Raw genomic sequence first — 13,680 nt, 5'->3', positions numbered from 1 at the left:
GCGCTCGATTAGCAGGGGCACACGAAGTCGCGGTCGATCTCCAAGTAGCGATCGAGCCCCTCGCCGTCGCTGGTCAGCGTCATCGAGCTCCAGCCACCACTGTTCACGTACAAATACTCATACTCCCCGTCGAGGTCGGCGTCGAAGATCGCGTCGACATCGGGGGACTGCTCGGTGTCCTCGAAGCTGTCGCCGGCCACGCGCTCGAGCTTGGTGATGCGCGCGGGGTAGCCGTCGCCGCAGCCTCCAAGATCAGCACCAAAGTCGAGCTCGACGAGGCGCACACGCGCGGCGGCGTCGACCCATGATGTCACCTTCGCGGGGTACCGCGCGGCGATCGACCCCCAGCTTTGCTCGTACTCGCGGCCCTCGGCCGAGAGCTCGTCGTACCAGCGCTGGTAGTCGGCGCGGGTCTCTTGCAAGACCGCCGAGCGCTCGAACGCGGCGAGCTGGGCCTTGCCCTCCGCGGTCTCGCGGGTCATCGGGGTGAGGATCACGGGGGCGGGCAGGGCAGCGTCGCGGGCCCACAGCGCGCCCTCGCAGCTCTCGTCCGACTCGATGTCCGCTACCAGCCAGTGGCCTGCGCGGGCCCACAGCGCGGGACGCCACAGCCGCCTCGGGATGTCCGCGGGGTCCTCGTAGCGCTCCCAGATGTCATCACCCATGACCCCGTCGAGGCTCCATCCATCATATTGACTGACGACGTGCAGCTCGCCGATCCGGGCGCTGCAGACCTTGCCGTCGCGGTTGTAGAGGTCGAAGGATCGCCCGCGTTGAGCCCACAGCGCCGCGGGTACCTCGGTCGGTGCGGCCCGCTTGGCGACTCGGTAGGTGGCGTCACCCTTGGGTTCGTAGAGCCGACCGGCGCCCCACTCGGGCGCGGCTTCGGTGCTGAGCACCAGGCCGTTTGCGGTCACGAACAAGAACGCGGACAGCTCGTCGGTGGGCGCTTGCGCCGGCTCGGGTGCTGGCTGTGGCTGCGGCGCGGGCTCGGGCGCGCGCTCGCACACTTCGACGACGATCGTCTCGGGTGTTGGCGCGGCCTGGATCGGCAGCTCGGCGTCGCAGCTCGCCGGCGCTGCGCTCGGCTGCGGGAGTGTCAGCGCAAACATCAGCGGGCCCAGCAGCAGGCCCCCTCCAACCGCAAACTCCAGACCTTCTCGGCGTCGCACGGCCCTCGCACGCACGAGCGGCGGCGTTGATTCCCAGCTCGATGCCACTTCAGCGACGCATCAACTGCGGTCTCGACGACGAACAAAGACGCTGTACATCCATGTACGTCATGGTAGGCAAAATGCACCATGACAATCATCCGCAACCGAATTCTCATCTGCTCAATCGTGGCAGCTTGTGCCTGCAGCAAAGCCGAGGGCGATCTCGTTACCGAAGAAGACTTGGAGGCCATCGATGACGCCGGGCTGCTTCAGTCCGACATTGCGAGTGGGTCCACCGACAAGATGGAGCCGGTGCTCTTGCCCGCCGGTGAATGCGTGCAAGTGCCAGTGTCGAAAGTGTATGGCTACCAGCATCAGTGCGAAGGCGAGATCTCCGTCAGCTTTGGGGCCGGCGACATTGAAGGACAGGAGTCCTTCATGTTCGGACCCAAGGTGTCAAATGACAAGTATTGGGTCGACCCCGATAGCTACGACAAGCCCCTCGTGGCGGCGTGCTGCGGGTCGTTCGATTACACCAACCCCACCCCAGAGGACAACGCCCCCTACGTCAGCAGCTGCATGTTCGATGCCGTTCAACAGGTCTGCCAAGGGCTCCCCTACTTCCTACGAAAACAAGCAGAGGAAGAGAGTGATGACGCCAAGAAGGCTCAGATTGACGCGCTGGCCGCCAGCGTCGACAACAAGACAAAAGAGTGCTTGAAGGCGCTCTGGGCCGGGGGCCCGCCAGGTCCTGGCGGGACCTCCACCAGTGAATTGGCCGGCACGTCGTGGTCCCCGGTGACAGACGCCACGATCACGATCGACGGGCTCGAGATCCACGACTGGACCCAGGCTGGCGATCTCCCCTGGAGGACCTGCAGTGGCATGTTCGAGAACGACGACGCCGTGATCCCAACGACCGCGTTCAAGCTGCCCGGCGCCAGCGAGACCACCCGGGCGGTCTTGGTGCCAGGCTCGATCATGACGGGGGTTGGGCCGCTCGAAGCGAGCGGCGTCATCGTGCCTTGGGCGTTCGCTTCGTCGCTGACGATCGCAGACATGAGCGACATGAGCGTGCGGATCTCGGGCCTGCAACTGCGCGCTGGCTATTCGGCGATGATGGTCCTCGAAGAACATGTCCAGCTGAAGCGCGCGTCCGTGACCCTGCGCAATCCCATCGTTCCCAGCGAGGACGAAGGTGAGTACACCGTCGCTCCTGGGGCGGCGAACTTTGTCGCTACGGCCGTGCTCGAGGGTGGCGGAGAGGTCGTCGAGGGCGACAGCCGGATTATCGACATGGTCAACCAGGGCCCGATCGTGTTTCGCAAGGGGCCTGCTGGGGAGTGGGTGTTTGATCCCTTCGAGCTCGTCTACGAGGAGCCCCACTTTGGACCCTGGGCCCTGCGCTTCGACGGGCTGATCTTCAGGCCTGCGTCGGGCTGATCCGGTAGTGAGTTGGCACAAACCGCCAGGATGGGGTTGATCCGATCTTTGCCCGGCACTCTGTGCAATGGTTGCGCATGCCGGAGACGAAAGCTCAGCCGCTGGTCTTGTCGCTGTGTTTGCCCGTGTGCCTGGCGCTTGGCTGCGGTGGCAACGACACCCAGCAGACCCCAACCGGCGACGGGGTCAGCAGCGTGACCCTGGGCGAGGACGACAGCGGCGATCAAGACGCCACCAGCAGCGACAGCTTGGGCGACGACAGCAGCGACAAGCTGGACGTCAGCAACGGCAGCGGCGACAGCGGCTCGGCCGACGACGGCGGCCCCATGGGCGAGTGCCAGAAGGTCGATCTTCTGTTCGTGATCGACAACTCGGGCAGCATGCAGGACGAGCAGGCCAGCTTGGTCGCCTCGTTCGAGGGCTTCGTCGCCGGCATTCAGGCGGAGCTCAGCCAAGCGGAGAGCTACCACATTGGGGTGGTCACGACCGACGCCTACAGCGGCAACGGGTCTGGCTGCAACACCCTGGGCGCGCTGGTCACCAGCACCAGCGGCGACGCGTCGAGCAACACCAACTGCGAGCCCTTCTCTTCGGGCGCGCGCTACCTCGACGAGACCGAGCCGGACCTGGCCGCCAAGTTCTCTTGCATCGCGCAGGTCGGCATCTCGGGCTCGGGTGACGAGATTCAGGCCCAGGCTGGCTACCACGCCCTGTCCCCGCTCATGAACGGCCCGGGGGCCTGCAACGAGGGCTTCATCCGCGACGACGCGCTGCTGGTCGTGGTCATCATCAGCGACGAGAACGATCAAGAGGTCTGCGTCCCGTTTTTTGGCTGCATGGGTGGGTCCGAGGGCGACCCCGTCGACTGGTTCGAGAAGTTCAAGGCCTACAAGAACGGCATCCAAGAGAACATCGTGGTGCTGGCGTTGGTCGGTGACGGGGACAACAGCTGCGGCGCGGACAACTGCTCGCGCCTGATCGCGCTGACGAACTGGTTCTTCAACGGCTCGGTCGGCGATATCTGTGCGCCCAGCTACGAAACCTTCTTCAACGACGCGATCGCCGTCATCGACGACGCCTGCGACAATTTCACGCCGCCAGAGTAGCCGCACCAACGCGCAGGGATGTGGGCACAGTATGATGTGCACCATGTCCAGGGTTGCGCTCATGAGTCTGTGTTTGATCGTTGGCCTCGTCGCTTGCGGCGATTCGAGCGGCAGCGAGGTCGGCGCTGAAACCGAGACGGCTGGCGACGGCGACGGCGACGGCGACGGCGACGGCGATGGGGACGGCGACGGCGACGGCGACGGCGACGGCGATGGAGACGGCGACGGCGACGGCGACGGCGACGGGGACGGCGACGGCGACGGGGACGGCGACGGCGACGGCGATGGCGACGGCTTCGAGTGCGACTACGAGGTCCGCCCAGACGGGGTCCTGATGTTCGAGGCCGAGTCGCTGGCGATCGTCGAAGACTGGCAGATCGCCGCCGACATGCCCGGTCACTACGGCTCGGGCTACATCTTCTGGTCGGGTCCAAGCTTCAACAACCAGCCGGGCAACGGGCTGATCGAGGTGGAGCTTGGCATCCACGAGCCCGGCCGCTACCGCGTGCAGTGGCGCAACCGGATCGGCATGGGTGCAGACGCCACCGAACACAACGACGTCTGGCTGCGGTTCATGGGCGTCGCCGACTACTACGGCAAGGCCGGCAACGATCCCGAGACCCGCCGGTACCCCAAGCCGATCTGCGAGGACGCCAACTTCATCAGCATGATCGAGGCGCTGCCCGAGGTTGGCGATGCGGGGTGCGCCCAGGGCTCGAGCGTCGACGGATGGATGAAGGTGTACTCGTCGGGCGCGACCGAGTGGAAGTGGTCGACACGCACCAGCGACAACGACGCCCACGACATCTACGTCGAGTTCGATGCGCCGGGGGCCTACACCATGCAGCTGTCAGCGCGCGCGGACTACTTGCTGCTCGACCGGGTCGTCGTCCACCGTGAAGACGTCAGCAACGAGCTCGCCCAGGCCGAGGCGCAAGCCGAGACGCCCTGCGGCTAGAAGATCGTCACCGGGGCACCGAGCCGAAACCAGCCAGTCGTGCGATGCTGAGCCGGTGCCGATGATCTCGCGCAAGAAGCAGCCCTACCGGGTGTCCGACGCGCTGCGTCGCTACTTGGTCGGACACGGTCGTGAGCTGCGGCTACCGATCCGCTACGAGGATCTCACCTACTACGGCGACACCGTCCCGGTCTACGACAAGCGCGGCCGCGACACGCTGTGGGAGTCGGTGCTGTACCCCGCGAGCGAGCGCAAGCGGATCAACCGGGCCCTGGTCGACACCTACGCGACGCTGCGGGTGACGGGTGATCTCTCGCTGATGCAGCACCTCGTGACCGACCGGGTCGACGTGTGCTCCTACGGCAACACCCAGCCGTTCCGGGTCCGGATCCTCAACACCCTCAACGAGAACTTCGACTACTTCTACGTCAAGCGGGCCGACGCCTCGCGGGTCTACGGGCTCGAGCTCGAGCACATCCTGTCGCCCAACCGGCTCGAGTTCATGACCCACGACGACACCCTGGTCGAGTCGCACATCGCCGGGATCCCGGGCGACGTGTTCATGCGTGACCACCTCGAGGACAAGCACCTCGACGAGGTCCGGCTCGCCAAGGAATTCGTCAAGTTCTGTGAGCGCTGCTTCATTCGCCTGCTCGGTGACATGCACGCCGGCAACTTCGTCGTCGACATCACGCCAGACTTTGACGAGACCAGCTACCGGCTGCGCGCGATCGACTTTGATCAGCAGAGCTACGAGGGCAACATTCGCGTGTATCAGCCCAATTATTATGTAGAGAACAATCCCATCATCAAATTGGGCATGCGCTGCATGGAGCAGGCGACCACGCGGCAATATCAGCAAGAAGAGCGCAGCCTGATCCGCCACCGGGCGACCAGTGAAGCGGAGCGCTTGCGGCAATTGCTGGATGTGATGCGGTTTGACGAGCTCGCGCCCGAGGCCAACGTGGCGGCGCTGCGGGCCGGGTTGATCGACGCGTACGGGGACCGTCGCTTCGAGCGCTGCCAGACCATGGGCGCGCTGGTTGACGCGTCGCTGAGCACGCTGGCGTGGGAATAGCTGGGGTCTGCACCGGCGAAGCCGAGGCTTCCACAGAAGCCTCGGCGGGCAAACGGGTTGGGCTCAGCTCAGCTCAGCTCAGCTCAGCTCAGCTCAGCTCAGCTCAGCTCAGCTCAGCGTAGGGGCCCGGCGCGGCAGCTTCACGGTGAACACCGTGCCTTTGCCCACCGTCGACTCGACCTTGATCACGCCGCCGTGCTCTTCAACGATCCGGTGAACCAGCGCCAGGCCAATCCCGGTCCCGCCGCTCTTGGTCGAGTAGAAGGGCTCGAAGATCTTACCGAGCGCCGCGGCCTCGATCCCGCTGCCAAAGTCGCGTACGCGCAGGTATACGTGGTCGTCTCGCGGCTCGAGCTCGAGCTCGAGCCGGCCCTCGCCGTCCATGGCTTGGGCGCCGTTGCGGACCAGGTTCCACAGCACCTGGGTCAGCTGCGAGATGTCGAGCTCGACGGGGACCGGCTGCTTGGGGACAGTGACGACGAGCTCGACGCTGGCGTTGGTCGGGTCGGCGCGAAAGCTGTCGGCGAGCTCGACGAGCGCGCGGCCAAGCTCGATGTTGGAGCGCACCAGCTCGCGCGGGCGGGTGTAGTCGAGCAGCTCGGACACGATGTCGGCGAGCCGGGCCGACTCGCTGCGGATCACCCGGATCAGGCGCTGGTCCTCTTCGCCAACGTCGTCCTCGAGCAGCTCGGCGCAGCCCGAGATCGCGGCGAGCGGGTTGCGGACCTCGTGGGCGACCGAGGCCGCCAAGGTCCCGAGCGCGGTCAGCCGCTCGTTGCGTCGCAGCACGCGCTCCATCTCGCGCAGATCCGTGACGTCTTGGAAGTTGACGATGTGACCCAAGAACAGGCCCTCGGCGTCGAGCAGGGTGCTGCACGCGAGGCCCAGGTTGACGCGGCGGTTGTCGTTGACGCGGTTGACGGTCAGCTCGAAGCGGTTGCGGACGCCGCCCGAGTCGTCGAGGTGCCCACGCACTCCAGGCAGCAGCGCTTCGCAGTCGCACCCAACGAGGTCGCCGGTCCGGCCGAGCAAGGCCGCGGCGGTGGGGTTGGCGAACAACACGATCCCGGACTGATCGACGGTCAGGAGCCCCGAGCTGAGCGAACGGACGATGTTCTCGTTGAGCGTGCGCAGGCTGCCGAGCTGCATGACCGACGACAACAGCTGGGTGTTGAGGTAGCTCGACAGCATCGCTACGACCGCGATCGCCCCAGCATTGCGCAACAGCGCGACCCACAGCTGCGCCGGCTCGATCACCGCCCCGACGCCGGGACCCGTGAGGCCGCTCAGCACGCCGACGAACTGGGCCATGCTCAGGCTGACGTAGAGCAGCCCGCACGCGGTCGCGACCGCGAGGATCTGCCGTCGGTCGCCCATCGTCGCCGCCCCGAGCACGGCGATGAGAAACAAGAACGCGAGGTCCGAGTCGACGCCGCCGGTCAGGCCAACGGCGATCATCGCGAACACGATGTCAAACGCCGACTGCGCCCAGCTGATCGCGCGCAGTCTCTTGCTCGAGGTCCGGACGCCAGGCTGCGGCCGGATCTGCCACGCGAACACCAAGGTGACGACGAAGCCGCTGGCGACCGCGGTCCAGCCGAGCCATTCACCGGGGGTGAGCGTGTGCTGCTCGGCGAGCCAGGTGGTGTAGGTCAAGATCAGGGCGAACAGCGCGACCAGGACCAGCCGAAAGAACATGAAGTAGGAGATGCGTCGGCGCATCGCCTCGGGCCCGGTGTCGGGCCTGCGCGGCGGGGGCCCAGGTCCGTCTTTGAGTTCGGTGCCGAGATTGACCTGCAGCTCCGCGCTGAGCATCGCGACTCCAGAGGTCTCGGCGTCGGGGGCCACGGCTACTTGATGCCGCCTGCGACGTCGAAGATCGGGAGGTACATGGCGATCAGCATGCCGCCGACGCCGACCCCGAGGAACACCAGGATCAGCGGCTCGAGCATGGCCGACATCGCGGCCACCGCTGCGTCGACCTCTTCTTCGTAGAAGTCGGCGATCTTCTGCAGCATGTCGTCCATCGCGCCGGTCTGCTCACCCACGCCGATCATCTGCACGACCATGGGCGGGAAGATGCCGGTCTCGAGCAGCGGCGAGGCGATGTCTTTACCCTCGGACACCTTCTCGCGGGCGTAGAGAATGCCCTTTTGGATCACGGCGTTGCCGGCCGTGCGCGCGACGATGTCCATCGCGTCGAGGATCGGCACACCCGAGGCCAGCAAGGTGCCAAGCGTGCGCGTGAACCGGGCGACGGCGCCCTTGCGCACCACGTTGCCGAAGATCGGCAGCTTGAGCAGCATGCTGTCCCACATGTAGCGGCCCTGCGTGGTCCGCTTGAACGCCGAGATCCCGAAGCCGGCCGCGACGACCAGCGGGATCAGGATCAGCGCGTTGCCAGTGATGAAGTGGCTGATGCCCAGGACCACCCGGGTGGGGCCCGGCAGCGAGCCGGCCCCGAGATCCTTGAACATGGTCTCGAAGGTGGGCAGCACGAAGGTCATCATGATGATCATGACGCCAACACCCACGACCACGATCGCGGTTGGGTAGACCAACGCGCCGCGGACCTGACGAGCGAGCTTTGCCGACTTCTCGAGATAGGTCGCCATCCGGCGAAAGATCAGATCCAAGATGCCGCCGGCCTCGCCCGCGGCGACCAAGTTCGAGAACAGCTGGTCGAACACCTTGGGGTGCTTGGCCATGGACTCGCTCAGCGACTTGCCTGACTCCACGTCGGCCTTGACCTTGGCCAAGATCCCGCCGAAGTGCTTGTTCTCTGCCTGGCTGGACAGCATGTCCAGGCACTGCACGAGCGGCAGGCCAGCGTCGACCATGGTCGAGAAGGTGCGGGTGAAGACGACCAGATCCTTGAGCGAGACGCCGGAGCCGAGCGTGGGCAGCTTGAGCGCGACCGGCTTCTTCTTGACGCTGTTGATGACCATGCCCTGCGCCGACAGGCGGTCGCGGACCACGTTCTCGCTGTCGGCTTCCATGGTGCCCGAGCGGTGCTCGCCCGCGCGGGTCGACGCTTCCCAAATCCACGCTGCCATCAGTATCCCCTGTCTTTTCGCTGGATGTGTGACAGGCCCTTGCCCGCTTTGAGCATCGAGTCGAGCTCGGTCTGTTGGCTCGAGCGAGCCATGGCCTCTTCGCGCTCGAGCTGATCGGTGAGCACGAGCTCGGCGAGCGATTGGTTGAATGTCTGCATGCCGTGCTCGCCCTGGCCAACCTGCATCTGCGAGTAGATCTGGTGGACCTTGTCTTCGCGGATCAGGTTGCGGATCGCGGGGGTGGGGATCATGACTTCGACCGAGAGCACCCGACCGCCGCCCTTGCGGGGCAGCAGCGCCTGACAGACCACGCCCTCGAGCACGAAGCTCAGCTGCGCGCGGATCTGGCTCTGCTGGTGGGGCGGGAACACGTCGATGATACGGTTGATGGTCTGCAGCGCGCTGTTGGTGTGCAGCGTGCCGAAGGTCAAGTGGCCGGTCTCGGCCACGGTCAGCGCGGCCCCGATCGTCTCGGGGTCACGCATCTCGCCGATCAGGACCACGTCGGGATCCTGGCGCAGGATCGACTTGAGCGCGCGGGTGAAGCTGATGGAGTCCGAGCCGATCTCGCGCTGGTTGACCAGGCACTTTTGGTGCTGGTGGATGTACTCGATCGGATCTTCGAGCGTGATGATGTGCTCGCGCCGCTCGCGGTTGATCAGATCGAGCATCGCCGCGAGCGTGGTGCTCTTGCCCGAGCCGGTTGGGCCCGTGACCAACACCATCCCGCGCGGCTTTCGGGCCAGCTCCTTGATGACCGGGGGCAGCTTGAGCTCGTCGAAGGTGCGGATGTTGTAGGGGATCAGGCGAAACGCCCCGGCGACCGCGCTCTTTTGCATGTAGAGGTTGGCGCGGAACCGGGCCAGGCCCTTGACCCCGAACGAGAGATCGAGCTCTTGCTCCTCTTCGAACCGGTGTTTCTGCTTGTCCGAGAGGATCGAATAGCACAGCGACTTGCAGTCGTCGGGGCTGAACGGGGGCGTGCGCAGCGGGACCAGCCGACCGTCGAGCCGCAGCATCGGCGGTGAGGCGGTGGTGACGTGCAGATCCGTCGCCCCCTGATCGAGCATGGCCTTGAGGAGCTGATGGAGGTTGGGGATCGACATCGAGGCGATTCGGTTTCAGGGTACAGAGGGTGGAGCGCTTTGGCCAACTTGTTGTCGTTGTCGTCGCCGGCCTGGCCCCGCGGGCTGCAGCGCTGGGCTCCGGCCGCGCGAATTGGCGCCGTCCAAGGCATCCGCCGGTGCACGCGTGAGCAGCGAGTGACAGCGAGCTGCGAGGCACACCGACCTGGGACGCGTTGTGCGGGGTGGTACTCTCGCCCCCCCGGAGCCCGGCATGAACGATCCTCTGCGCGCTGTCTTGATGTGTGTCCCCCTGCTGCTCGCCTGCCCAAGCAGCGAGGTCGACAACGCCGACACGGAGACCAGCGGAGACGGCGATGGGGACGGGGATCCGAGCGGCGATGGGGACGGGGATGGCGACCCGAGCGGTGATGGGGACGGGGATCCGAGCGGCGATGGGGACGGGGATCCGAGCGGCGATGGGGACGGGGATGGCGACCCGAGCGGGGACGGGGATGGCGACGGCGATCCCAACTGCACTGGCCCCAACGGCACCCAACCGATCCCCGCCAACGCCGCCCAGCCCGACACGCCGATGAGCCCCGGCTCGACCTGGGCCTACTTCGAGCTCGAGGACTTCCAGCCGCAGAGCTGCAACTTTGGCCAGACCTACAGCCTCGAGACCTTCAAGGGTCGCGTCACGCTGTTCACCCTGATGCGCTCGACCTGCGAGATCTGCCAGGGCACGCTCGAGAAGCTCGAGCAGATGCAGGCCCAGCTGACGCTAAAGGGCCACGAGGTGTGGTTTGTCGCGCTCAACCAAGACGGCTACGCCGACACGCAGCAGGAATTCATTGATCGCGCCTCGTTCCCGCTCGTGCAGGACACCGCCCAGGCCAACGCGTGGGGCTTGATGAACGAGATTGGCCTTGGCACCGACGACATCTACATCTACGACTCCAACGGAGTTCTGCACAGCTACTTCAACTACGCCGACGCCAACCCCAGCATTGATCTGAACACCCAAAGTGGCTGGGATACCGTGTATGGCGCGGTGATCGCTGCGCTCGAGGGCTGACATGCGCCGGGGATGGTTCGCGTCGTTGCTGTGCGTGGGCGCGTGCGTGTCGAGCCCCGCCGATGAGTCCGCCCAGTCGGCCAGCGAGTCGGCCAGCGAGTCGGCCGGGACCGAGGCCGAGTCGGAGACCGGCGAGCTCAGCCCGGAGGCCGAGGGGGCCGCGCTCTACGAGCAATACTGCGGGTTTTGCCACGGTGACGTCGGCCAGGGCTACGCCGCCGACAACGCCAACGCGCTCGCCAACCAAGAATTCCTGCGCCTCGCCGACGAGGCGTTCTTGGCCGCCGCGATCCGCTACGGGCGTCCGGGGACATCAATGTCGGCCTGGGGCGCGGTCAAGGCCGGGCCGCTGTCGGATCAGCAGATCGACCACCTGGTCGCGTTCATCAAGTCGTGGCAGACCGTGCCTGACGCGGACGTCGATGGCTACGAGATCGACCCCGCGTCGTCCGTGTTCCGCGGCGAGACCTACTACGCGGTGTACGGCTGCGAGGACTGCCACGGCGAGCTGGGCGTGGGCGGCACGTACATGAGCCTGGAGAACCCGTGGTTCTTGACCATGGCCAGCGACGGCTACCTGCGCGAGTCGATCGTGAACGGGCGCCCGGGCACGCCGATGGCCAGCTACGCCGACGGCGGCATGGACGACCTCACGCCCGCCCAGATCGACGACGTCATCAAGCTGATCCGCAGCTGGGAGCGCGAGCCCGACACCGATCCGCTGCCGCCCTTCGTGCCCGATGTGTCCGACGCGGTGCTCAACCCCGACGGGCCCGATCCCGCGTTCACGCTCATCGACGGCCGCTACATTGGGGTCGACGCGGTCAAGGCCGCGCTCGATGCTGGCGCCAAGATGATCTTGCTGGACGCCCGGCCGCACGCGGACTTTGTTGAAGGCCACCTCGCGGGGGCGGTGTCGATCCCCTTCTTCGATCTCGAGCTGGTGATCGACGAGCTGCCGAAGGACGTGTGGATCGTCAACTATTGTGGCTGCCCGCACGCGGTCTCGGGGCAGTCCTTTGACGCCCTGGATGCCGCCGGGTTTGGGCAGATCGCCGTGCTGGACGAGGGCTACTACGAGTGGGTCGATCGCGGGTATCCGACCGCGCAGGGCGAGTAGGCAGACCGGGGTCTGTCACAGCGCCAGCAGCAAGAGCGCGCCGCCGCCCAGCAGCACCAGGCCCATCAGCACCCACCAGGTGATGTCGGTCTCACCGCCCGCGCTGCCGGCCACGCTGTCGTCTGCTCGCCGGCTCAGCTGCTGGGTCGGGAAGCTGATCACCTCGGTGTCCCGCGGGGGCCGATCGACAAGCTCGACGACGACAAGAAGATCCCCAGCGCGCCCATCTTCGCTCGCCGCGCCCTGGCCACGCAGCCGCAGCATCGCGCGCTCGGGCAGCTGCTCGGGGAGGTGCAGCTCGATCGTGTTGGGGTCTTCCCCGTGCAGGACCACCCGCTCGAGCAGCTCGCCATCCACGGCGATCCGGGCGGGGACCGGTGCGCGGAGCGTGGCCCCCAGCGCGGCCCGGGGGATCTCCACGCTGACGCGCAGATCCGGCCCGCGCGGGAGCTCCCCGTCGTCGTCCTCGAACACGCTGCCGAGCTCGCCCACGCCCGCAGTGTCACTGCCGAATGGGCCCACGGCAAGCGCAGCGCATCAGAGCTCGGCGCACATCGCCAGCAGCACGATCACCGCGAACGCGATCAAGAGCAGGATTCGCCGACGTCGGTGCACGGATCCGATGGTACGCGACTCAGGAGCGTGACCGCGACCCGCGGGCTCCTACTGGAAGTTTCGGCGACGAAGAGCTCGGCGGAAAGACCAAGCGAGGCGGCGTGATGCGTTGCGCCACGGGCTCCTGGGGTAGGATTTGGCCATGCGGATCTACCTGGTGCGGCACGGGGAGTCTCGCGGGAACGTTGACAGGGACGTGCACCGTGAGATGGCGGACCACGCGATCCCGCTGTCGAGCCGCGGCCACGAGCAGGCCGTGGCCGCGGGTCGGTTCTTGGGCGAGGCGCTGGCCCAGCTGCGCGACGGCTCCTATGAGGGGGCGCAGCCGCACGTTCGCCTGTGGGTCAGCCCCTACCGAAGGACCCGCGAGACCGCAGACGGGATCGAGACCGGCGTCGCCGAAGCCGGCGGCTGGGTGACGGATCGCCGCGAGCACATGCTCTTGTGCGAGCAACAGTTTGGGTTGTTCGACGGTGTCCCCGACGAGGAGCTCGCTGAGCTGTTTCCGGCCGAGCACGCTCACTACGCCAAGCAAGAGGCGTTCGAGGGCCGGTTCTGGGCGCGGATGCCCTTGGGCGAGAGCCGGTTTGACGTTGCGACCCGCGTGCATCAGGCGTTTGGGACCTTCCACCGTGACGCCGAGCGGCATGGGATCGAGCACCTGATCGTGGTTTGTCACGGTGTCACGCTGCGGGCGTTCTTGATGATGTGGCTGCATCGCTCGCCCGAGTGGTTTGAGGACGAGCCCAATCCACATAATTGCGCGATTCGATTGGTGGTCGGTTCCGAGGATCGGGGCACCGTGTTCCCCGGGTTCGCCCGCGGGACATGAGGCATGAGGGTGGCCAACATTCGGAGAGCGCAGCGCCGACACGCTCGAGGCCGTCTTCGCTGATTGAGTCTAGAGCACCAATCAGTTTGAATTCACGACGCCAGGCACATCTGGGGCCGCTCCTGCCGTTGTCGGTCGGCGCTCGCAGTATGCCGGATACAGCTTCGGCCTCCCTC

General features: G+C 66.3%; 12 protein-coding genes. 7 read left to right on the top strand and 5 right to left on the bottom strand.

All coding sequences use genetic code 11. The features are described from left to right. Positions 1-8: 8 nt before the first annotated feature. Positions 9-1,172 carry a hypothetical protein gene (locus DB30_RS26775; RefSeq protein ID WP_052554072.1) on the bottom strand — a complete coding sequence of 388 codons (1,164 nt, stop codon included), beginning with the start codon at positions 1,170-1,172 and terminating at the stop codon, positions 9-11. Between the two features lie 129 nt (positions 1,173-1,301). On the opposite strand from DB30_RS26775, the gene DB30_RS26770 reads away from it, so the two are divergent. The 4 genes from DB30_RS26770 to DB30_RS26755 all read left to right on the top strand — a co-directional run bounded on the left by DB30_RS26770 (position 1,302) and on the right by DB30_RS26755 (position 5,739). Beyond that, on the top strand, positions 1,302-2,597 hold the full coding sequence (locus DB30_RS26770) for a hypothetical protein (protein WP_052554071.1): 1,296 nt from the start codon (positions 1,302-1,304) through the stop codon (positions 2,595-2,597). 77 nt (positions 2,598-2,674) lie between these two features. Beyond that, positions 2,675-3,703, top strand: coding sequence for a hypothetical protein (locus tag DB30_RS26765; RefSeq protein ID WP_052554067.1), 1,029 nt, complete (start codon positions 2,675-2,677; stop codon positions 3,701-3,703). A gap of 43 nt (positions 3,704-3,746) precedes the next feature. After that, positions 3,747-4,661 carry a hypothetical protein gene (locus DB30_RS26760; RefSeq protein WP_165703965.1) on the top strand — a complete coding sequence of 305 codons (915 nt, stop codon included), beginning with the start codon at positions 3,747-3,749 and terminating at the stop codon, positions 4,659-4,661. A gap of 61 nt (positions 4,662-4,722) precedes the next feature. Further along, positions 4,723-5,739, top strand: a complete 1,017-nt coding sequence (locus DB30_RS26755; RefSeq protein ID WP_240480336.1) for a hypothetical protein — start codon at positions 4,723-4,725, stop codon at positions 5,737-5,739. 108 nt (positions 5,740-5,847) lie between these two features. Here the strand turns inward: DB30_RS26755 and DB30_RS26750 are convergent, their stop codons facing one another. From DB30_RS26750 to DB30_RS26740, 3 genes are read right to left on the bottom strand one after another with little or no spacing between them, the layout of a single operon-like run. After that, positions 5,848-7,587: a two-component system sensor histidine kinase NtrB gene (locus DB30_RS26750; RefSeq protein WP_052554061.1), complete on the bottom strand. Its 1,740-nt coding sequence runs from the start codon at positions 7,585-7,587 to the stop codon at positions 5,848-5,850. A gap of 2 nt (positions 7,588-7,589) precedes the next feature. Next, positions 7,590-8,795: a type II secretion system F family protein gene (locus DB30_RS26745; protein WP_052554059.1), complete on the bottom strand. Its 1,206-nt coding sequence runs from the start codon at positions 8,793-8,795 to the stop codon at positions 7,590-7,592. After that, positions 8,795-9,895, bottom strand: a complete 1,101-nt coding sequence (locus DB30_RS26740; RefSeq protein ID WP_052554133.1) for a type IV pilus twitching motility protein PilT — start codon at positions 9,893-9,895, stop codon at positions 8,795-8,797. The genes DB30_RS26745 and DB30_RS26740 overlap by 1 nt, the downstream gene beginning before the upstream one ends. Positions 9,896-10,133: 238 nt before the next feature. On the opposite strand from DB30_RS26740, the gene DB30_RS26735 reads away from it, so the two are divergent. Together DB30_RS26735 and DB30_RS26730 are read left to right on the top strand one after the other, a co-directional pair. Then, entirely contained in the window at positions 10,134-10,937 is an 804-nt protein-coding gene (locus DB30_RS26735; RefSeq protein WP_052554057.1) for a peroxiredoxin family protein, read from the top strand. Position 10,938: 1 nt separating this feature from the next. Further along, positions 10,939-12,057: a c-type cytochrome gene (locus DB30_RS26730; protein WP_052554054.1), complete on the top strand. Its 1,119-nt coding sequence runs from the start codon at positions 10,939-10,941 to the stop codon at positions 12,055-12,057. Between the two features lie 15 nt (positions 12,058-12,072). Here DB30_RS26730 and DB30_RS26725 read toward each other — a convergent pair whose 3' ends face one another. Continuing rightward, positions 12,073-12,549, bottom strand: coding sequence for a hypothetical protein (locus DB30_RS26725; RefSeq protein ID WP_052554052.1), 477 nt, complete (start codon positions 12,547-12,549; stop codon positions 12,073-12,075). 265 nt (positions 12,550-12,814) lie between these two features. Here DB30_RS26725 and DB30_RS26720 point away from each other — a divergent pair, with 265 nt between their 5' ends. Further along, positions 12,815-13,504, top strand: coding sequence for a histidine phosphatase family protein (locus tag DB30_RS26720; RefSeq protein WP_146660758.1), 690 nt, complete (start codon positions 12,815-12,817; stop codon positions 13,502-13,504). The last annotated feature ends 176 nt before the right edge of the window (positions 13,505-13,680 follow it).

The organism is Enhygromyxa salina (assembly GCF_000737335.2).
GTDB lineage: Bacteria > Myxococcota_A > Polyangia > Nannocystales > Nannocystaceae > Plesiocystis > Plesiocystis salina_C.
The sequence above is the reverse complement of the archived record's forward strand: the minus strand, read 5'-3'. Positions and strand labels throughout refer to the sequence as shown.

Excerpts from the sequence above, each read along its gene's own strand:
- DB30_RS26770 (WP_052554071.1), top strand. The coding sequence starts at position 1,302 with ATGACAATCATCCGCAACCGAATTCTCATCTGCTCAATCGTGGCAGCT.
- DB30_RS26765 (WP_052554067.1), top strand. The coding sequence starts at position 2,675 with ATGCCGGAGACGAAAGCTCAGCCGCTGGTCTTGTCGCTGTGTTTGCCC.
- DB30_RS26760 (WP_165703965.1), top strand. The coding sequence starts at position 3,747 with ATGTCCAGGGTTGCGCTCATGAGTCTGTGTTTGATCGTTGGCCTCGTC.
- DB30_RS26755 (WP_240480336.1), top strand. The coding sequence starts at position 4,723 with ATGATCTCGCGCAAGAAGCAGCCCTACCGGGTGTCCGACGCGCTGCGT.
- DB30_RS26745 (WP_052554059.1), bottom strand. The coding sequence starts at position 8,795 with ATGGCAGCGTGGATTTGGGAAGCGTCGACCCGCGCGGGCGAGCACCGC.
- DB30_RS26735 (WP_052554057.1), top strand. The coding sequence starts at position 10,134 with ATGAACGATCCTCTGCGCGCTGTCTTGATGTGTGTCCCCCTGCTGCTC.
- DB30_RS26730 (WP_052554054.1), top strand. The coding sequence starts at position 10,939 with ATGCGCCGGGGATGGTTCGCGTCGTTGCTGTGCGTGGGCGCGTGCGTG.
- DB30_RS26720 (WP_146660758.1), top strand. The coding sequence starts at position 12,815 with ATGCGGATCTACCTGGTGCGGCACGGGGAGTCTCGCGGGAACGTTGAC.